The organism is Chitinophaga nivalis, assembly GCF_025989125.1.
Taxonomy (GTDB): Bacteria; Bacteroidota; Bacteroidia; order Chitinophagales; family Chitinophagaceae; genus Chitinophaga; species Chitinophaga nivalis.
On sequence record NZ_JAPDNR010000001.1, the window covers coordinates 6,842,818 to 6,864,054 of the forward strand.

Below are 21,237 nucleotides of genomic sequence, written 5' to 3' on the forward strand. Positions count from 1 at the left end.
TACTTAAATACTTTCCTGCCGTTGCCGCAACAACAGGTATCCCATCACTAGCCATATAATGGCTCCTACCAACAGATAACGGATCCCCCGGAACAATACCTGATCGGTGCCCGTATCAGTCACAGGCCGGTATACCGGCAGATTTGCATAATCTTCCGGTGCAAATACCCGGTCATTGAAATAGAACTGATACATATAATGCTTCCATGTTTCCCGGAACGTGCGGGTATGTTCACGGAAGAAATCATAATCAGCAGCATCTGTACGGGCAATACGGTTCAGCAACACCTGCGTATATACAGCCGGGTTATAGACATAGGCAGCAGCAGCTACTTCCCGGCTATGCCGGTAGGCTGTTTCCTGTGCTGCCAGCACCCGGTTCATTCTTTCTTCTGCCAGCTGATAATAACCCATAGAACGGCGCATGCTGGTACCGCCGGTATCGTAGGCATGTGCATTACGATACTGCGGAAAGGTGTGGTAGAAGCTGTCGAGCAACTGATGCTGTGGTAATTCCCAGGTCTCCCATTCAATCTCCCGTTGCAGGGCTGCATTGACGGCAATGTTATCCGTCTTTTCTTCCCTACTCAGCCAGAAATGAAAGATAGCCGGAAGAATTACCAGCATCAGTAACCAGATGCCTAACAGCGTTACCAAATTAGCGGCAGCCGGACGGTTCCAGGTAATGACAAACCAGATAAGGCCTGCCCAGAAAGCGGTGTACGCGCCGGCCACCAACATCCAGTTTAAAAAATCTTTCAGCGAAACAGGGATACCTGCCGGCAGACATAACAAACCGGCAACGGTCAACGTACCAATCAGCAGCAACAACACGAGGTAACGCATCAGCAGCCGTACCAGCAACATGCCTGCCACCTGCCCGCTTTGTATCAGCAGTAAGGTAAGCGTACCCTGTTCCTTTTCTATGGCATACAGGTTGTAACAAAGTCCGATCGCCATCAGCGGTACCAGGTAAATCAGCATAAATGCCAGATCAAAATTGCCTGTCATCAGCTGCTGCGGATTGCTGATCTTTTCTTCTGCCGGCGTATACGCCGTTTTAATACGCACCGGATAATAATACCGGGCAATATCACTCATACCTACTGCCATCAAGGCAAAAGCAGCCGGCGTATGGGTGGAATTAGAAAACAACCGGTACTCCACCAGCGCCGGGTCTGTAGCCTGCTGATAGGCAGTTTTACCCGCCGCCACCGAAGTATCGGCTTCCAGGCCGCTATGCATTTTGCGGAACCGGGCCTGGTAATCTTCCTGCAGACTATCTATCACGGCTACACGCGTTACTGTAGCTGCACGCCCATAAAACAGGGCATAGCCACCCGTGATGGTAAACACCGCCAACAATACCGGTAATATGGATGTACGCAACAACCATCGCCACTCAAAGTGCAGCAACCGTCCGGTGAGCTGCCAGCGCTTATATAACTGCTTCATACCGTGATAATCTTTTTAAGCCTGAACATATCAACAGCAACCAGCCAAGCAAGGCGGCAAAACTCATCCACTGCTGTTGCAACACCCTGCCGGCAGCAGGAGGCTGCCAGACAAAAGGAGGTATCTTTCTAAAAAATGCCGGATCTGCTTTCCATTCCGGATCGCCGGTGCGGCTGCCACCCCATGCCAGTTCGTGGTTGAGCCGCCGGATAAAATCATTCCGGTAAGCGCGGGCAGCGGCAAAGAAATGGGCATGATGGGCATAGTCTGTACCACATACTGCCATCGAAATATTTCGCACAGCGAGATAGGGATCTATCCAGGAAGCATATACCGATAACCGGTTCTGCAGGCGGATGATACTGTCTACTACTGCCACCTGCTGTTCGTATATGCGTTGCATATAATCTTCTGTATCCTGCAGCTGGATGGCATCAAAATTTACGGGCAGTTCGGCTACTGTTTTTACGTGATACCGTGTCAGCCACGCCTGCTCCAGCTTTTGCTGCCGCTGCTCACGCGACTCGTCGCCGTTGATGCCGAACTTTTCTGCCTTGCTTACGGCCGCCTGAAAAGCATATTGCGACGGCAACGGATATACGATAGCGCCAATACCGGCAATCATGCGGGGCAACAATACATTCCCCAGCAACCAGATGCCCAGCAGCCACATTAAAGCCTGGCCGCTGCGTTGTACAACAGCTGAGATCCGGATCGACAACAACACAAAAATGCTTGCATACATACTATAGGCTACCACCAGGAAAAAAATCCGGATGGCTGTACCAGCGGCCGGTTGCACGGGCGTATATAAAAACAACAAAGGGAGATATACCAACAATCCCAGTAACAGCATACCATTGCAGGAGAATAAGGCTGTCAGGCTTTTACCTGGTAATAGGATCCTTTTATTCGCCCCTTGTATAAAGAGTAATTTTAAGGTACCCCATTCCCGTTCCCGGGTATAACTGTTGTGGCAATAGAAAATAATGAACAACGGAAAAAACAGCAGTAAGACTGTCGCCATGGTCAGGGATCCAAAGCGCAGGTAGTTGTCTGCCGGACTTACCGGCGCAGCAGCAGGTGTATGTTGCACATGCGCCTCTACCCGCATGACATGTCCGCCGGACTTATTGATGCCATTATCAAAGCTGCTCCATATAGTCAGTGGCTTAAAGAGGTAGGTGCCGAAGTGCGCCGCATCATGCGGATTGCTCACCTTCATTTGCTCCCATTGTGTGCGGAACAGGCTGTCGGCCGACAGTCGTTGCTGCTGCAGCGCCACCGCTTCCCGGCGGCTGCCGGCAAAGGCAATGCCCAGCATCACGAGGAGCAACAGGGTACCTGTCAGCAATAGGCCGCTGCGCTGTGCAGCGCGCCATTCTTTCAGCATAATAATTTTAAGCATAGGTAATTACAGGGCTGCGTTCATATGTTCCATATAGATAGCTTCGAGTGCATAGTGATCTACTTCCTGTGCCTGCATGACGGTGAGGAGATGCCCGTTTTTCATGATGCCTATTCTGCCCGCTACTTCCCGCGCACGGTATAAATCATGAGTGGCCATTAATACCGCCCGGCCTTCACTGCTGAAACGTTGCAACAATACAGAAAACTCATTGCTGGCACGGGGATCAAGACCCGACGTTGGCTCGTCCAGTAACAGAGCTTTGGCATTTTTTGCTGTGGCAATGGCAATGCCTACTTTCTGCCGCATGCCTTTGGAATAGGTTTCTACCCGCCGGTGAATAGCTGCTTCCTGCAAACCTGCATCCAGCAGGAAATGAAATAGCTGTGATTTCGTGTAGGCCTGTCCGGTAAGGGCATGGAAAAATTCGAGATTTTCATAACCGGTGAGATAGGGATACAACATCACGGTTTCCGGTATGTAGGCAATATGCCGGCGGGCTTCCTCCCGGTGCGCCTGCACATCAATGCCGTTTACCAGTACGCGGCCGCTACTGGGCGCAAGAAAGCCCAGGAAACAATTAATAGTAGTGGTTTTACCGGCGCCATTAGGGCCCAGCAGACAAAACACCTCTCCTTTGCCAACTTCAAGGTGCAGCGCATTCAGCGCTGTATGCCGACCAAATTGTCTGGTCAGCGCAATAGCTTGCAGCATATCTTTCAGGGATGCAGTAAAGAAATACAGATAATCAGTAGTGAAGCAGATGAGAATCAGGCTGTGGGAGGACCTTTGTTATCCCTGACATAATGGAAGCCGGAAAGGAATACCGGCTGATGGGTAATATAAACCGGATTGCTATACCTTATTACCTGTTCAACAGCGATAAAGTCTGTTAAGGTAGTGTCTTTGGTTAGCTGGTAATCACAGATATTACAATGATGATGGGTGTTCTGCTGAAAAAAAGCAAGGATCTTACCGGCGGGGGTGTCTCCTGTATCCGGGAGCTGCCATACTGTGTCCGTCTTCACTTTCGGCAAGTTGTTATCATGCCTGTGCAACAGTTTTACTGTTTGCACAAAGAACATAACGAACAGTAATATTACTGCCATTAGTCGATGCATGATATGCTTGCCGCATTTTCCCATTTTTCAAATATAGGTAAAATTGCAACATAGATGCAATAACTAATAAAAAATATTCTGTCCTAAACGACACATCGCCTACCGGCAGATGTAGCAGTAAGATACTGCGGTAATCTGCGGTAAGCGATGTAGCGGTGTAGGGATATATATAGGCTCGTTTATTATTCTTTATCCCACCATACACGGTCGTTGATAGTTACCTGCTGTTCCGGTTGCGGGTTGGTCAGCATTTCATTGGCAGGGTAAGGCCATCTTCTGGGAATACCTTTCACAGTACCGCTGGTATGCGCTTTCAACACGGGGAAACCGGTGCGGCGCCAGTCGTTGTAAGGTTCCGGCGACAGGAAGCCTGCCACATATTTTTCGGTAATGATCTGTTGCAAAGCATTCGCCGTGGTTAAGACCGGACGGGAGGCAATATAGGTCTGCTGTGCCGCTGCAGGAATACCCAGCATGGTCATATGCGCAGCAATGGCGGCTTCATAAACCGGCTGTGCCGCCGTAGCGCCCTGTTTAATCAGGGTAGCTTCTGCTTTGATGAACAGGGCTTCTGCATAAGTGGCCAGGTGTAACGCTGCACCAGCACCGGCATAAAAAGTATTTACACGGGAATAGATTTTAGGATCAGGCGCCGGCAGGTCTCCAACCCTTCTGCCCCGGTAAACACCGTCTTTGCCAGGGATAGTCAGTACTGATAACCGTGGGTCATGGCGCGTCACCAGGGAATCAATGAATGACTGTGCCATCACAACACCTCCGGTAGCGTCACGGGTAGTAATACTCCAGGGATTTTCCGCCTGTGCAGTACCGGCATAAACGATACGGGCGTTATCGTCATTACTTTTAAATCCTTTTTCCAGGGCTTCCAGTGCCTTTTCTGCCTGTACGGCAGCGGTATGTCCCGGTGCTTTGCTCAAACGCAGGTAATAGCGTGCTTTCAGCGTATAAATGAATTTTTTCCACTGGGTCATCTTCCCTTTGTAAATATAATCTTCCGCACCCGGCGCTACCTGTGCAAGCGGCTGATCACAAAAATACAAGGCGCTGTCGAGCATCCCCTGGATCGTTGTATAGAGGGCTTCCTGTTTGTCGTACCGCGGTTGCATCACGTCCGGCATCCGGAATCCTTCGGAATAAATAGCATGATTCCATAAATCAGTGGTAATAGCGAGGCTATAGGCAAAGAGTGTTTTTCCCACTGCCTGGTATTGCGGACGTTTAGCAGCAGCCGCCTGTTTCAGCATGATATCCAGGTTGCTGAAAATGTTGGCATACAGATAATAATTCCAGGTATTGTCTGCATCGGTAGGGGTAATGAGATAGGATTCCAGACTGGGAGACGGCTGATTCATAGACAGCTGTTGCATCCAGTAGGAGTTTACGGTACTGGTGGTACCACCTACCACCTGTGTGGCCAATGTTATTTCTACAGGCGCCAGCAAATGGGCTTCTTTTACTGCCAGCGGATTATTCGGATCAGTATTGATATCCAGGAATTTTTTACATCCGCTCTGCATCAGCAATAAAGATCCCAGAATAACGGATACGCATATATGCTTCATATCTTTCTCTTTTTTTTTAATTAAAACACAGCTTTCAATCCAATGATGATACTTCTGTTGGCAGGTACGGAGAAGTTGGAAAATCCTTGTCCGTTACCACTTCCGTTGAGGCTCACTTCCGGATCTGAACCGGTGTAGTTTTTATGCAGGATGAAATTGGTGCCGGTAACAGATAAGGTCAGGTTTTTGAAAGCCTTGTTTTTTAACAGATAATCTCCCAGGTTGTAAGCCAGTGATACCTGTCTTAATTTGAAATAGGAACCGTCTTCTACGCTGGACTCATCTACTGCAGACAGATAGGACTTATAATAATATTCGTCCATAGTGATCGCCTTGGTATTAGGAGCACCAGAATGCTCAACTACACCAGGTAATACCACTTCTGTACCTCTGTTTTCAGTCACCTTATGGGTACCATAATAATACAGGGAAGAGTTATCCAGGTTGATCACATCTCCGCCATGTTTATGTTCCAGTACAAAAGAGAAGCTAAAGCCCTTGTAGGTCATGTTACTGGTCAGCCCACCTATCCATTTGGGGCTGGCATTTCCAATCGGCGCATAATCCTGGCTGATGATCGGATATCCATCTTCTGTAACGATCAGCTGGTTCTGATCATTTCTCAGAAAATGATTACCATAGATTACACCATAAGGCTGGTTGGCATAAGCAAAAACACCCGGATGTGTAAACCCTGCAAACTGCAGATATTGGATCCCGTTAGACAGGTTCAACACCTTGTTGCTGATTTTGCTATAATTAACACCAATATTCCAGTTGAAGTTTTTTGTTTTTATCGGCGTAACACCCAATACCACTTCTAAACCTTTATTCTCCATACTGCCGGCATTCACAGAAATACTGGGATAGCCGGTACCGGCAGAAACCGGGGAACCAGGCGTTAACAGATCCGCACTTCTTTTATGAAACCAGGATACTTCCAGGGAAGCCCTGTTTTGGAAGAAACGGGTTTCCAGTCCTACTTCAAACTCTTTCAGGGATTCATTTTTCAATGGGAATCCATAGGTAGTGGTACGCAGGTAACCGTTCTGCCCCTGGTAAGGGAACTGCACATTGCCTACACCCGCCTGGTAATAGGGATTATTCATCAAATAAGGGCTCACATTATCATTACCCACCGCGGCATATGACACCCGGATTTTACCAAAATTCAGGATGCGGTTATCCGCCATCTTCAATGCTTCTGTAAAGATAAAACCTGCACTGGCTGATCCATAGGGATAGAACTGTTTATCTGCCGACAACACAGAGCTACCATCATAACGTCCGGTAAGCCCCAGGGAGAGCATTCGTTTATATTCAATGTTGGCCTGTGCATAAAAACCTACTTTACGCGTACGGTAATAAGCATAAGAAGAGGTTACTTTTTCCGCATTGCTGATGTTATAGAAATCAGACACGCCTAACCCTACCCCCTGTACGAAATTATTATCGGAATAGGTGGTCAGGATGTTGTTACCAATCAGTATATTACCAAACCAGTCTTTATTAAACTCTTTCCGCGCCTCTATCATCAGGTCATTGTTAAACTGCTGATACTTATTATCACGTTTATATAACTGTCCGGTAATAGGTGTGGCCCCACTGTTGCCCCAACCAATAGCGCCGGGTGCTTCGTGGTAGTCAGTTGTATTCACATACATATCTGCACCCAGTCTTTCGGTAATCGTCAGCCACGGCAGCGGATTGTAACTCAGACTCACCACCGGCAGGATGCGGTTGGTTTTATCTCCCAGGCCCGTATTATCCAATATCCAGTAAGGGTTGTTCCGACCGGCACGGTATAAACGCTGAGAACCGTCTTCATTAACAGAAGGCCGCGGATCCCAGGAAATAGGAGCGCCGTATACGGTCCATAAAGGGTTCACAAAGTTGTTGCCTTCCAGGTACCGGTGGTTGTTGGTTTGTATATAGTTGAACTGTGCATTCAGCTGCAATTTGTCCCATACCTTCACCCCATATTTCAGAAACAGGGCGTGACGGGAATAATCTGTATTGGGAATGGTACCATTCGTTTTCAGATAAGAATAAGATATCAGGTAATTAGACCGGTCGGAAAAACCGCTGAGGTTAATGTTATTATCTGTGGTATGCCCGGTTCTGAAAAATTCTTTGGCAGGGTTATGTTTTTTTACCGGCTGACCATTTACTTTCAGGGTATCGATGGCAGGTCCCCAGGAAGAAGAGCTGAGTTCTCCGTTGTTGCCATCAATGTAAATTCCTTCGCTACCCTGTGCAAATTTATCCTGGAACTTAGGCAGGATCGGTGTTTGAAAGCTATAACTACTGTTGATGGAAAGGGTAGGCTTTCCTGCCTTGCCGGCGCCGGTACCATTTTTAGTAGTGATGATCACCGCTCCGCGGGCAGCGGCCGAACCATACAATGCGGTAGCAGCTGCGCCTTTCAGTACGGAAATACTTTCAATAATGTTTGGATCAATATCACTGGCACGATTGGTGGTACCACCGGAATACTCCGGCCGGTTGGGGTTTCCGGCTTCGCTGTTGTCCATCGGTACGCCATCCACCACAAACAATGCCTGGTTGTTACCTACCAATGAGGTATTACCGCGAATCACGATACGGGCAGAACTACCGGGAATACCACTGGAATTGCCAATCTGTACACCCGCTACTTTTCCTGCCAGTGCATTCACGAGATTATCCTGCTTCGCTTCTACGACGGAAGCTCCTTTTACTTCCTGTACGCTGTAAGTCAGCATACGCTTATCTCTTTTGATACCCAGGGCAGTCACCACTACCTCATTGATGTTGCGGGTATCTTCCTGCAACGTGATCGGTAAAAAATTACTGCTACCTGCTTTTATCTGTGAAGTAATAAACCCCATAGCTGTCACGATCAGCATGTCGCCTTCTTTAGCGGCTATTTTAAAACTGCCGTCTGCAGCTGCAGCAGTGCCGTTCTTTGTTCCTTTTACCTGAATGGACGCCCCCGGAACGGGAGTTCCCTGTTTGTCTGTAATCTTCCCCGATAACACCGGAGATTGCGCATAGGCAAAAGCTACCGCTACTAGCAGCCATACTGCTAATGCAATCGTTCTTTTCATAAGTGTAATAATTGAATAATGATAATAACCGGGTAGTATCATCAACAGGATGATACGGCCACTCGCCGTTGAATAAGTAAAAAAGCAGGAATTATAAACGTGAATAAAAGGCCTTACAGGCCAAACCCTATTTGTGTTGCATGCAAAGAAAATTCAGCGTGGTACGCAGGATTACATATTAAATCAGTGACAAAATTTTATGAATAAATGGTTATATACATACTGCTATAGACAGATGCACCGCAATAATTGAGTGTTGTGTTGGTTGACAGTTTCCTCACTGCAGCTTTTATCCGTACAGCCCTGAATAAAAACTACGCCGCTAATATTTAACAGCCCTAAAATTAGCGTACATTCCTTTACAGCGATACGCTATAATTAACCACTTTTTTGCTGATATTAACTTGCCACTCCTTGTAAATTTGATACCGGCATGCCTTGGCGTCAACAACAGGCAACCGTGGCATAGCTACTGCCAATAACGGATTCATTTGATATGGCGGGGTATCTGTAGCGACTATTGTCCCGAAAAATATCTTTGTCTTGTATAACGGGGGCATCCGGCAGGTGTAATCCGCTATCAGTAAGACTTTATAGCTTTATGTCCCCACAGGCTTGTTTATTATTTAATATATCCTTAATATTCAGGAAAGAAAAAGTACTGACTTTTGCGCCGTATAAAGTATGAGCCTACCAACAGCTGAATGCATATTAAAGATAAAGGATGGAGATACTGCGGCCTTCCGTGAGTTGTTTTACACTTACAAAGATGCCCTCTTCTGCTACGCCTGTAAACTTTCCCGTTCTTCCGAACTGGCGGAAGAAGCCGTGCAGGAAGTATTTATGAAAGTATGGATCAACCGGCAGCAACTGAACCCGGACCTCTCCATACAGTCTTATCTGTATACGGCTACCCGGCACTGTATTTTTAATATCCTCAAAAAAGCAGCGCTGGATGCCAGCTTGCGGCAAGCGATATTCTATCATCAGCCGACTGCCGCCAATACCACCGACGACGAAATCAGAAACGCCGAACTGCAACGGGTGAAAACAAAAGTGCTGGACCTCCTGCCACCACAACGCAAGCTGATCTTCTGCCTGAGTCGTATCGATGGGCTGAGCCACGAGGAAATTGCGCAAAAACTGGGCATCTCCAAAAGCACAGTCAAAGACCAGATCGTAAAAGCCAGCCGCTTTCTGAAACAGGAACTCCACACCCACCACGATATTATCATTCCTATGTTGGTATTAACCATGGGCGTTACCACCACTTCCCATTAAATGATCGCAGATCCATAACGCGGTAGTCATCTCCCGAAAAAAAATTTTCATACCGGATCGTCCTTTGTCTTTTTCCAATTGTATTATAAGAAAGTCGTTCAGATGATGATACCAGATCCGGCATATATCAGGCAATTGTTTATCAAACACGCGGAAGGCACTGCCACCGAGGCGGAAGCCGCGTTCCTTATTCGCTATCTGCAGGAAGGAGGCAGCGAAGAAGTATTGCCTGGGCCGGAAGAACTGATCCACATCACTACCGCACCCAAAGCCCTGGATGCTACGGCCACTGCCAGGGTATTAGATCATATCCTGCCAGCGCCGGCAACCATCCGGCAGGCTCCCCGGCGTATCCGTTATTACGGGTGGGCCGCCATGGCCGCAGCAGTGATCACCACCCTGGTACTGGTATACCGTCCTTCCCGGCCGGCACCAACCTTACTGACTACTACCACCAGTTACGGGGAAATCCGGCAACTGACCTTACCGGATGGCAGCCAGGTGACCCTGAATGCCGGCACTACGCTGCAATACGACAGTATACACTGGCATACTGCCTCAAAAGAAGTATGGATTAAAGGAGAAGCTTTTTTTGATGTAGTACCTAATCATACAGCATTTACTGTACACGCCGGCGAAGCAGTAGCCGTACAGGTATTGGGCACCCGTTTCAGCGTGGCTACGCAACAGCAACAGGTACAGGTAATCCTCAACAGCGGAAAAGTAAAAGTGAACATTTCCAATCATAAACAACCGGCACAGTCAGTTGTACTGCAACCTGGTGAAATGGCAGCCTACCACCTGCAGCGTGGACAGCTATCCCTCCATCAGGCGGACACCCTGCAACTGACCAGCTGGAAAGACAATCAGTTTACATTCCGGGAAAACAGCCTGGAAGATATTGCGGAAAAACTGACCGCACAGTTCGGGGTGCAAATTACTTTCGACTCCCCGCAGCTGGCGCAGCTCCGCTTTACCGGTACCACACCAGCCAATAACCTGGATGTAATACTGACCATTCTTAAATCATCCCTTGATATCAGGATCGATCAACACAACAATCAGATAATGATTAAACCGGCCAGATAATCATTATCGCCACAACAGACAGTTTACAGATTTACTAAAACGCATGACTATGCAAACAAAACTACTTATGCAAAATAAGGTAGTAGGGCTATTACTGTGCCTGGTAACAGCCGCACCACATGCGCTGGCCGCTCAAAGCGCGATAGCCAACAGCAGCTTTTTACAAAACACCCGGGAAATATATGAACTGGAAGACGTATTCCCCCGGCTGGAAAGTATCCGTAAAGTAAAATTCAATTATAACAGTGAAATCCTGCGCGGGAAAACCGTGAATGCCGCCCTCCTGAAAAAAATGGAGCAGGCGGACATTACCACTGCACTCCCCTTGCTGCTGCGATCACTGGGGCTTACCTGCGAGCCGATCCAGGGCAATTACTACGCTATTAAACCTTTACCGGCAACCACGATGCATGCCGCAGCCACCCACACCGTACAAGGGGTGGTAACCGATGCCGGCGACAACAACCTCTTACCTGGTGTAGTGATCACCGTAAAAGGCAAAGCCAAAGGTACCAATACAGATGCCACCGGTAAATATACCCTGGCAGGCATCTCACCGGATGATATCCTCCGCTTTTCCCTGCTGGGATATAAACCCCTGGAAATACCTGTCAACGGCCGCAAAGAACTGAACATCTCCCTCCAGGCAGATGTAGCCGGATTAAGTGAAGTAGTGGTAACGGCATTGGGTATCCAGAAAGAAAAAAAATCGCTCGGTTATGCGGTACAATCCGTAAAAGGCGAAAGCATGACACAGGCAAGGGAACCCAACCTGGTTAGCTCTTTGACCGGGCGTGTAGCCGGTCTCGTTATCCGCAACTCCACAGATATGTTTCGCGATGCGGCTATTCTGCTGCGTGGTACAAAACCACTGATCGTTATCGACGGTATACCTGACCAGACTGCCGACATGTGGAAAATAAATCCGGATGATGTAGAAAGCATCAACGTACTGAAAGGTACTTCTGCTTCTGCATTGTATGGTTCCATCGGACAATTCGGCGCCCTGATGATTACCACCAAAAGAGGTAAAGGCAAAGAACTGACGGTAGACTTCAACTCCTCTACGATGTTCCAGCCTTCTTTCATCCGTATTCCACAGGTGCAAACCACCTATGGCAGCGGCAACAAAGGAAAGTATGCCTACATCGACGGTTCCGGCAGCGGCCCTGAAGGCTCCGGCTGGATCTGGGGACCCAAACTGGATCAACAGGATCCCACTACCCCCAGCGGCTATTGGGAAACTCCGCAGTACAACAGCCCGATTGACCCGGTTACCGGCAAACCACAGCCACTTCCCTGGTTATCCCGTGGTAAAAAAAATGTACGCAACTTTTTCAGAACCGGCGTCATCTCTACGAATAGTCTGAGTGTGGTACAGGCCAGCGATAAAGGAAGTTTCCGCGCCTCCGCCAACCATATTTATCAGCAGGGCATCGTACCCAACACACAACTCAACAACAGCTCTTTCAGTATCGCCGGCAACTACAACCTGACCGACCGCCTGAATGTAGATGCCCGTTTTACCTACAACCGGCAATACACCGACAACTACCCGACGGTGGGTTACGGACCTGGTAATTACCTCTATAACCTCGTGTTATGGACCGGTTCCGATGTAGACATCCGCGACCTGCGCAACTACTGGGTGCCTGGTAAGGAAGGTATTCAGCAACGCCACTACAACACTTCCTGGTACAACAATCCTTACTTCCAGGCCTATGAACTGCTGACCGGCTACTACAAAAACAACACCTTCGGCTCCATGACGCTGGACTATAAGATCAATCAGGATTTCAGCGTTAAACTGCGTACCGGTACCAATACCTACGGGCTCTCCACCAATACCAAAGAGCCGGTAAGCTATATCGGATACAGTAATAAATCAAGAGGTAACTATTCGGTAGGCGCGCAAAACTATTTTGACATCGTCACCGATCTCATCGCCCGCTATCAACATACTTTCAGTAAAAACTTCTCTATACATGCAGAAGCCGGTGGTTCCAACTACTACCGCAATCACCGTTACCAGGAAAGTTTTACGGATGGCTTAACCATTCCGCAATTTTATAACCTGAGTAACTCCGCCAATCCTATCCAGGGTATTAACTTCCTGGAAGAAAGAAGAACCAGCAGCGTATATGGTTTTGTGGATATGGAATTTCTGGGCGCCCTTTACCTGTCGGTAACCGGTCGTACCGATAAGATCTCTACCCTGCCTATTGCGAATAACCGCTTCTTCTACCCCTCTACCTCTGTTTCCGTGGTGATTTCAGAACTGGTGAAAATGCCGGCATGGATCAGCTATCTCAAGGCAAGAGGTTCCTGGTCGCAGGTATCCAGCGGACAACTGGATAAAGGAGATCCCTATACGTATAAACACCTGCAGACTTTCGACAAAGGCATTAAATGGGGCGCCACTCCTTCTCTGACGATCAGCGACATCCTGAAAAATCCACTTCTCAACCCGCAAACCAGCAATGCCTGGGAAGCCGGCGTGGAAACGAAACTCTTCGATAACCGCCTGGGATTTGACGTTACTTACTTCCGGGTCCGCGATTTCGACAATATTGTACAGATACCATCATCTCTCGCCAGCGGTTATAGTCAGCATATGGAAAACGGTAATGCCTATCTCCGTACCGGCTGGGAATTTATGCTAACGGCCACCCCTGTACGTACCGATCATTTCCGGTGGGATGTAATGGCCAATTTCAGCACCTACAAACGTATCCTGAAAGACATCTACAACAACGCCAAACAACTCGAAAAAATCAGACCCGGAGAACGGATGGACCGCATCTTCGCCAGTGTATATGAAACAGACCGGGAAGGGAACATTGTATACGAACCAAACGGATTCCCGAAAAGAGATGTTTTCAACCGTTTTATCGGCAACGAAGATCCTGACTGGACCTATGGTATCGAAAACACCTTGCGCTACAAACAGGTGTCCTTCCGCTTCCTCGTAGACGGCAGAATCGGTGGCCTCATGTACTCCAGCACCAACCAGAAAATGTGGTGGGGCGGTACACATCCCGGCACCGTGAACCAATACCGCGACGATGCCAACGCCGGTAAAAATACCTATGTAGGACAAGGCGTAGTCGTTACTTCCGGCTCGATCCAATACGATGCAGATGGCAATGTCATTTCCGACACCCGCCAGTTTGCACCCAATACCAAAGCCGTGAACTACATCGATTACATGATCAACACCAGCAATGCGGCCAATAATAACTACAACTATTATTCGCAGACCTTTTTGAAACTGCGGGAAGTAGATATTACCTGGCAGCTGCCCCGCAAGTGGCTGAACAAAACGTTCTTCCGCAGCGCCGCCGTATCGCTCGTAGGACGCAACCTGCTGCTGTTCTCCAAACTGCCGAATGTAGATCCGGATGCGGGCAGCGATAACCTGCAAACACCGTCTACACGCAGTATGGGCTTTAACGTGAATTTAAAATTCTGATCACCCAAGCAACTATTATCATGAAAAAGCGATCACTTGCCATCCTATATTGCTCCCTGCTGATAACGCTGGGCGCCTGTAAGAAATTCGAATACTTCCAGACCGATCCGAACAAACCCACCGAAAGCACACCGGACTTATTACTGACCAGTATTGAAGCGAAAACCTTCAGTGAAGTCAGCACTTCCTGTCCGCTGGCTGCCAGACAACTGGTGAATACCGATGGGGTAAGCGCCAATCAATATTATGGCTGGCAGCGCGCCGGTTTCGGCGACTTCGATCAGTTGCGCCAGGTAGTGAAAATGGAACAGGCAGCCACCCGCCTCAATAAACCGGTCTATCTTGCGCTGGCAAAGTTCTTCCGGGCTTACCTTTTCATGCGGCTGTCGCTCGTATATGGCGACATCCCCTATTCCGAAGCGTTACAGGGAGAATCCAAAAGCTTCACGCCTGCTTACGACAGACAGGAAACCATCTTCCTCCATATCCTGGATGAATTGAAAATAGCTAATAACCTACTGACAGCAGATGCCGGCGAAATACGCGGCGACATCGTCTACAGTGGTAAAATCCAGCAGTGGAAACAGCTGATCAACACCTTCTCGCTGCGTATCCTGATGAGTCTTTCGCTGAAAGAAAACAATGCAAAGCTGGGCATACAGCAACGCTTCCGGGAAATTGTCAACAACCCGGGCCAATACCCGCTGATGACCGGCAACCAGGACAATGGTCAACTGGTATATGTAGACCTGAAAGATAACCGCTACCCTTTCTATAATAGCAATGATCTGCAAACAGCTTACTACCTGGAAGAAACATTTGTGAACCTGCTGAAAGGAACGAGAGATCCCCGCCTGTTCCGCTTCGCCCAGAAAGCGCCGCAGTCAGCCGCTTTACCCGACAACGACTTCAACGCCTATGGCGGTGCAAAAGGCAGCGCTACCATCGATGAAAATACCAGCCGTGTTACAGCCGGGCAGGTATCCAAAATTGCGAAACGGTATTACAATGATCCGGTGAACGAACCTGGTATTGCCATCGGCTACGCCGAACTGCAGTTTATCCTGGCAGAAGGGGTGGTACGGAAATGGATTGGCGGCAATGCAGAGGAATACTATAAAAAAGGTATCCAGGCTTCCATGGAGCATTACAAAGTACCCGCAGCCGATATTACCGCCTATAAAGCCCAGCCTGCCGTACAACTATTGCCCGGCAAGGAAATGGAAGCTATCTTTAACCAGAAGTACATCAGCTTTTTTATGAACTCCGGCTGGCAGCTGTTCTATGAACAACGACGTACAGGCCTTCCCGTATTCGATGTTTCCGGCAACGGGGTGTTGAACAACAAACGGATACCCAAACGCTGGATGTATCCGGAAGATGAACTGAACCTGAACCGGGACAACGTGACCGCCGCCATTGCCCGGCAGTTCCCGCAGGGAGATGATATCAATGCAGTGATGTGGTTACTCATAAAAGATTAAAAGCAGCAGGACGATGATAAAAACTATTTTTCTTTCCGCAGGCCTCTTTTGCAGCCTCTCTCTGATGGCCCAGCAAAAACAAAAAGCCCTGTTCATTATTGCAGATGGTATTCCGGCAGATGTAATCGAAAAACAACCTACGCCGCACCTCCGCAGTATTGCCGCTGAAGGTGGCTATACCCGCGCTTATGTAGGTGGAGAAAGACAAGGTTACTCACAGACGCCCACCATTTCGGCTGTAGGCTACAACAGCCTGCTCACCGGTACCTGGGTAAATAAACATAACGTGTGGGACAACGACATCGCTGCCCAGAACTATCACTACCAGAGTATCTTCCGGTTTTTCAAAGCAGCCCGGCCGGATAAAAAAACAGCGATCTTCTCTACCTGGCTGGATAACCGCACCAAACTGGTGGGCGACAACCTGCCACAAACCGGCTACCTGAAAACCGATCATTATGTGGATGGCCTGGAAAAAGACACCAGCCGTTTCCCGCATGATAAAGACAGCTGGTACATCCATCTCATTGATGAAGCAGTGGTGTCTGCAGCAGCCGATTATATCCGCACCGACGCCCCCGATCTTACCTGGGTGTACCTGGAATATACCGATGATATGGGGCACCGCTATGGCGACGGCCAGCGGTTAGATACCGCCATCAGTATGCTCGACAACCAGATTGGCCGCATCTGGGCGGCGATCAACTACCGTCGGAAAAACTTTGGGGAAGACTGGCAGGTATTCATCACCACAGATCATGGCCGCGACGCAGCTGGTGGGCACCACCACGGCGGACAATCCGATCGGGAACGTACCACCTGGATGGTCACCAATGCCCGTAACCTGCATCCCTATTTCAAAAATGCACAACCGGGTATTGTGGACATTATGCCTACCATCGCCCGCTTCCTCCACATCCCCATTCCGCCCGCTGATGCCCGCGAACTGGACGGTGTGCCTTTAACCGGGAAGATTTCATTATCTCATCCAACCGCCACTTTGCAAAACGATTCCCTCCATCTTTCCTGGAAAGCCTGGGAAAAGAAAGGGAAAGTAAAAATCTGGCTGACCACTACCAATCAGTATAAAACCGGGGGCAAAGATGACTACCAGCTGGCCGGGGAAGTATCCCTGCAGCAGCAACAGGCCGTTATCGCTGTCAAAAACAAACCTTCCGCGTTTTATAAAATTGTATTGGAAGGACCGGATAACAGTGTGAATCGCTGGGTGATCAAAACACCTTAATAACAAAACTGGTATATAATAAGAAGGGGCCCTCCATGGTGTGGAGGGCCCCTTCTTATTATCCATGCTATGCATGCGTTTATGCCGGCCGGGCATTCTTCCGGTATTCCAGCGGACTTACCCCATTATGCTTGCGGAATTGCCGGCTCAGGTGACTCTCATCTGAAAAGCCCAGCTCACCGGCAATCTGGCTCACCGTCAGGTTACTGTAGGCCAGCCGTTGCTGCACCAGGCGTATTTTATATTGGGTGATATACTGCTGTAAACTTTCACCGGTAAACTTCCGGAAATACTCTCCTACATAATTGACGGAGAGATTAAAATGCTGTGCCAGGTAATCTACCCGCAGCTTTTCCGGATCACTGATATGTTGCCGGATATGCAGCAGCATCCCATTGATCAGCGGCTCTGTAGCCTCCTCTCCGGTAACGGTGTCTGCATGATCATGCACATTACGCACGAGGATATTCAGGATCAATGTCACCAGGTGTTGCAGGTTCTGCTCATGATAGGATGGCTTCTGTTCATACTCCCCTATCATATTATGAATCAGGGTAGTAATCATCTGGCAGTCGCCCGGCTGTTGAATCAGGATCTCCCGGAAACGGTTATGGTGATAAAAGAGATGTTCCAGTTGTTTCAGCCAGTGACCAATCCTTTCCCGGTCTGCCGCATGCCGGTACTGTCCCAGGAATACTTCCGAGAAACGGATAGAACAGAAACGGGTAGGCGTTTTTGTTTCAAATCCGCGGCAATCCAGGGGCGTAAACAGGAAGATGCACCCTTTTTTATACGTAAACGTATTGTTATTCACCAAACGGGTTCCACTCCCCTCCAGTATCTGCACAATCTCAAAAAAATGGTAGATCAGCGGGCGCTCCTGCCAATGTTCCATATCTGATACATACAGTTCAAACGGCTGATGTAGTGCTTTATGCTCCATAACCTGTAAAATTACAAAACAAACCCTTCTTTGTCACTGTTCCGGCGTAGCCGCCCGCTGTAATTTTGATCCCGGAAAACATAACCATTATGAATAAGCGAGAAAAATTACTGTCACCGCTGGTTACACCGGCACTTCACCTTCCCAACCGGATCGTCATGGCGCCGATGAGCAGACGGCGGGCAGTACAGGGTATTCCGGGTGAAAATGCCGTCACATATTACGCACAAAGAGCCGGCGCCGGATTGATCATTGCCGAAAATACAGCCGTGGCAGCTAACGGTAACGGCTATCTGCATGTACCGGGTATTTATAACGATACACAAATAGCCGCCTGGAAACGGGTCACCGATGCCGTACACGCCAGGAACGGAAAAATATTTGTACAGCTGGTACATACCGGCCGTATTGGCCATCCGCTGAACCAGGAAGGTACAGCACCGCTGGTAGCTCCCTCCGCCGTGCAGGCGGCAGAAACAGTACGCGTGCCGGGCGATCTGCATCTCCCCGTACCAGTACCGGAAGTATTGACCACCGCCGGGGCAGCGGCCCATATAACCGCGCACATACAGGCCGCCAGGAATGCCATGGCAGCAGGATTCGATGGCGTGGAAATACATGGCGCCCATGGCTTTCTGCCGGAGCAATTCCTGCATCCCCATACCAACCGCAGAACAGACCGGTATGGCGGCAGCATCGCCCATCGCAGCCGGTTCCTCCTGGAAATTATGGAAGGGGTGAGCGCTGCTATCGGCAAGGAACGCACGGGCATCCGGTTATCTCCTTTTGCCACCCTCAACGACCTGCCTGCCTACCCGGAAGAAGCAGCTACCCATCAGTATATCGCGGATGCCCTGCAACAAATGGATATCGCATATATCCACCTCTCCGATCAGTCTTCCAACGGCTTACCTCCTATACCGGCATCCTTTGTGCAAGACCTGCGCAAACGGTTCCGCAACCTGCTCATTCTGGCCGGCGGCTATACACCCGATACCGCAGAAGCTACCCTGCAGGCCGGTCTCGCAGACCTCATCGGATTTGGCAGACCATTCATTGCCAATCCCGATCTGGTAGCTCGTATCCGGCACAATGCCCCGTTGAGTGAAGCTGATAAAGACACTTTCTATCAGGGTGGTAATACCGGTTATATTGATTATCCGGCTATCTATCCCCACACGCATGCCGATACCCTCCTGGCAGATTAATAAAAAAGAGGCCGTTTCCATAACAGAAACGACCTCTCTTCATTTTTTAATTGTATCCGGTTACAGATATAAAAGTTCAATGACTGTATGCATGCTGGCTGCCAGCTTATCGGGCAAGCGGTAGTCAGCTGCCTGCAGTTGCTGCAGATACCGTTATATATCAAGTGGATAAGCCGCACGCTCTTTTCCCTGCTGTACAGCTGTTCGCTGTACATATCCATTACACATGACCAGCAGCAAAACAGTGCGTACACGACACATCAGCTTACGCATGACAACACAATACATTTAACCGACAGCACACCAATCAGATGCACTTAACGGGCATCGTTTGTTTTGTTGGATGATCCGCTCAGTAAATACAGGGCCGCACCAAATACCACCAGTCCGATTTTGATACCCCAGGCAACACCGTTACCCCACTGGTAGATCCATACCAGCAAACGTGGTACATAGTTAAAGAAGTTCATGACAATAGCCAGCAGGCCCAGAATAGCGATGTACGCACCGATTTTTTGCATAATTAATAATGATTAAAGTTGTATAGGAAAAATGATAGTCCGGAAAAATACCAACGTGCCCCCCTTGCCTTTTCACCGGAAGGCCCACCCAACATATACAGGATAATCCCTGATACCACGAGGCCCGTTTGGATGCTCCAGGCAACGCCGTTTCCCCACTGGTAAATCCCTGCCAGCAAGCGTGGTACATAGTTAAAGAGGTTCATGACAATAGCCAACAGGCCCAGTATAGCGATATAGGTTCCAATTTTCTGCATACAGCCGGCATTTAAAGGAGCAGCAAGATAACGGATTAGTTCAGAAAAATAAACTTGTCTTCAAACAAACGTCCTACGACCGGTACCGGTTTCATTTGTCCGTTATTGGCATTCAGGATGCCGAGTATCCATAACACCAGCACGCCCCATTGTACATAGGCGATCGTAGCAAAAGCAGGTGAAAAATGAGCCAGCAGATTCACCACCAATGAAATAACGATACTAATTAAAGCTACACCCAGTGCCTGTTTCAGATGATACCGTACCAGTGCATCTTTCGACTCACTTTTATTAAATTGAATATACGCGATTGCCCATCCGATGATAGTGATGTAGGAAACGATAGCCAGTGTTTTCTTGTCCATTTTTTTTTATTAAGATGTAAACGATTATTAATGTTCAGCAAAATTATTGCTTACCGCACGATATCAATATCCCTGAAAACAGCCAATTCTGTTATAACAGATTGTATTCTGTTGCCAGTCTGATGACAGACGTCATGTTGCTGACTTCAAATTTTCCCATGAGATTTTTTCTGTGACTCTCTACTGTGTGTATACTGATAAACAGTTGTGCGGCTATCTGCGCGGTCGTACATCCCTGCCCGATCAACTCCAGTATTTCCTTCTCCCGGCGGGTAATACGGGGTATTTCTACCAGTCCGCCTTCGGTATTATTCTTTAGCACTTCCTGTGTCTTCGGACACAGATAGGTATGACCATCCATTGTTTCATGAATGGCATGAATAATTTCCTCACCTACAGAATTTTTCAGCACATATCCGTTCACGCCCTGCTGCAACATGCTTTTTATCACCGGCCTTTCATTGTGCACACTCAACGCAATTATTTTCAGGTCTTTATTTTTGCGGCGGATCTGTTTACACAAATCCAGACCACTGATATCCGGCAGGTTGATATCCAGCAACAGCAAATCAGGCATGGCTTTATCCAATGCCGCCAGTGCCGCCATCCCCGTATCAAAATAGCCGGTTACGGTTATATCGTCCTGGCTGGACAACAGGTTTTTCAACCCTTCCAGCACAATCGGGTGATCATCTATAATTACTACTTTGATCAT

The 21,237-nt window shown here is 48.5% G+C and carries 17 protein-coding genes; 6 read left to right on the forward strand and 11 right to left on the reverse strand.

Going from position 1 to position 21,237, the window contains the following annotated elements; all coding sequences use genetic code 11:
• Positions 1–3 precede the first annotated feature (3 nt).
• The 6 genes from OL444_RS24850 to OL444_RS24875 form a co-directional block, all read right to left on the reverse strand.
• Positions 4–1,455, reverse strand: a complete 1,452-nt coding sequence (locus OL444_RS24850; protein WP_264729114.1) for a DUF3526 domain-containing protein — start codon at positions 1,453–1,455, stop codon at positions 4–6.
• Positions 1,439–2,863: a DUF3526 domain-containing protein gene (locus tag OL444_RS24855; RefSeq protein ID WP_264729111.1), complete on the reverse strand. Its 1,425-nt coding sequence runs from the start codon at positions 2,861–2,863 to the stop codon at positions 1,439–1,441. The genes OL444_RS24850 and OL444_RS24855 overlap by 17 nt, the downstream gene beginning before the upstream one ends.
• A gap of 6 nt (positions 2,864–2,869) precedes the next feature.
• A complete protein-coding gene (locus OL444_RS24860) occupies positions 2,870–3,577 on the reverse strand; it encodes an ABC transporter ATP-binding protein (protein ID WP_264729109.1) in 708 nt (235 codons plus the stop codon).
• A gap of 56 nt (positions 3,578–3,633) precedes the next feature.
• Positions 3,634–3,891, reverse strand: a complete 258-nt coding sequence (locus tag OL444_RS24865; protein ID WP_264752040.1) for a hypothetical protein — start codon at positions 3,889–3,891, stop codon at positions 3,634–3,636.
• A gap of 275 nt (positions 3,892–4,166) precedes the next feature.
• The gene (locus tag OL444_RS24870; protein ID WP_264729107.1) at positions 4,167–5,567 is read right to left on the reverse strand and encodes a SusD/RagB family nutrient-binding outer membrane lipoprotein; all 1,401 of its coding nucleotides are present in this window, start codon (positions 5,565–5,567) and stop codon (positions 4,167–4,169) included.
• Between the two features lie 20 nt (positions 5,568–5,587).
• Positions 5,588–8,656, reverse strand: a complete 3,069-nt coding sequence (locus OL444_RS24875; RefSeq protein WP_264729106.1) for a SusC/RagA family TonB-linked outer membrane protein — start codon at positions 8,654–8,656, stop codon at positions 5,588–5,590.
• Positions 8,657–9,340: 684 nt separating this feature from the next.
• Between OL444_RS24875 and OL444_RS24880 the strand changes: the two genes are divergently transcribed.
• The 5 genes from OL444_RS24880 to OL444_RS24900 all read left to right on the forward strand — a co-directional run bounded on the left by OL444_RS24880 (position 9,341) and on the right by OL444_RS24900 (position 17,228).
• The gene (locus OL444_RS24880) at positions 9,341–9,937 is read left to right on the forward strand and encodes an RNA polymerase sigma factor (RefSeq protein WP_264729105.1); all 597 of its coding nucleotides are present in this window, start codon (positions 9,341–9,343) and stop codon (positions 9,935–9,937) included.
• Between the two features lie 102 nt (positions 9,938–10,039).
• Positions 10,040–11,026 carry a FecR family protein gene (locus tag OL444_RS24885; RefSeq protein ID WP_264729104.1) on the forward strand — a complete coding sequence of 329 codons (987 nt, stop codon included), beginning with the start codon at positions 10,040–10,042 and terminating at the stop codon, positions 11,024–11,026.
• A gap of 49 nt (positions 11,027–11,075) precedes the next feature.
• Positions 11,076–14,498 carry a SusC/RagA family TonB-linked outer membrane protein gene (locus OL444_RS24890; RefSeq protein ID WP_264729103.1) on the forward strand — a complete coding sequence of 1,141 codons (3,423 nt, stop codon included), beginning with the start codon at positions 11,076–11,078 and terminating at the stop codon, positions 14,496–14,498.
• A gap of 20 nt (positions 14,499–14,518) precedes the next feature.
• Entirely contained in the window at positions 14,519–15,982 is a 1,464-nt protein-coding gene (locus tag OL444_RS24895; protein WP_264729101.1) for a SusD/RagB family nutrient-binding outer membrane lipoprotein, read from the forward strand.
• 13 nt (positions 15,983–15,995) lie between these two features.
• Positions 15,996–17,228, forward strand: a complete 1,233-nt coding sequence (locus OL444_RS24900; protein ID WP_264729099.1) for an alkaline phosphatase family protein — start codon at positions 15,996–15,998, stop codon at positions 17,226–17,228.
• 79 nt (positions 17,229–17,307) lie between these two features.
• Here OL444_RS24900 and OL444_RS24905 read toward each other — a convergent pair whose 3' ends face one another.
• Positions 17,308–18,171, reverse strand: a complete 864-nt coding sequence (locus OL444_RS24905; RefSeq protein WP_264729098.1) for a helix-turn-helix domain-containing protein — start codon at positions 18,169–18,171, stop codon at positions 17,308–17,310.
• 89 nt (positions 18,172–18,260) lie between these two features.
• Between OL444_RS24905 and OL444_RS24910 the strand changes: the two genes are divergently transcribed.
• Complete coding sequence (locus OL444_RS24910) at positions 18,261–19,379, forward strand: alkene reductase (protein ID WP_264729095.1); 1,119 nt, start codon at positions 18,261–18,263, stop codon at positions 19,377–19,379.
• 317 nt (positions 19,380–19,696) lie between these two features.
• Here the strand turns inward: OL444_RS24910 and OL444_RS24915 are convergent, their stop codons facing one another.
• The 4 genes from OL444_RS24915 to OL444_RS24930 form a co-directional block, all read right to left on the reverse strand.
• On the reverse strand, positions 19,697–19,900 hold the full coding sequence (locus OL444_RS24915) for a hypothetical protein (RefSeq protein ID WP_264729093.1): 204 nt from the start codon (positions 19,898–19,900) through the stop codon (positions 19,697–19,699).
• A gap of 2 nt (positions 19,901–19,902) precedes the next feature.
• Positions 19,903–20,157: a hypothetical protein gene (locus tag OL444_RS24920; RefSeq protein WP_264729091.1), complete on the reverse strand. Its 255-nt coding sequence runs from the start codon at positions 20,155–20,157 to the stop codon at positions 19,903–19,905.
• 35 nt (positions 20,158–20,192) lie between these two features.
• A complete protein-coding gene (locus tag OL444_RS24925; protein ID WP_264729090.1) occupies positions 20,193–20,522 on the reverse strand; it encodes a magnetosome magnetite crystal formation protein family in 330 nt (109 codons plus the stop codon).
• A 91-nt stretch (positions 20,523–20,613) separates the two neighbouring features.
• A complete protein-coding gene (locus OL444_RS24930) occupies positions 20,614–21,237 on the reverse strand; it encodes a response regulator (RefSeq protein ID WP_264729088.1) in 624 nt (207 codons plus the stop codon).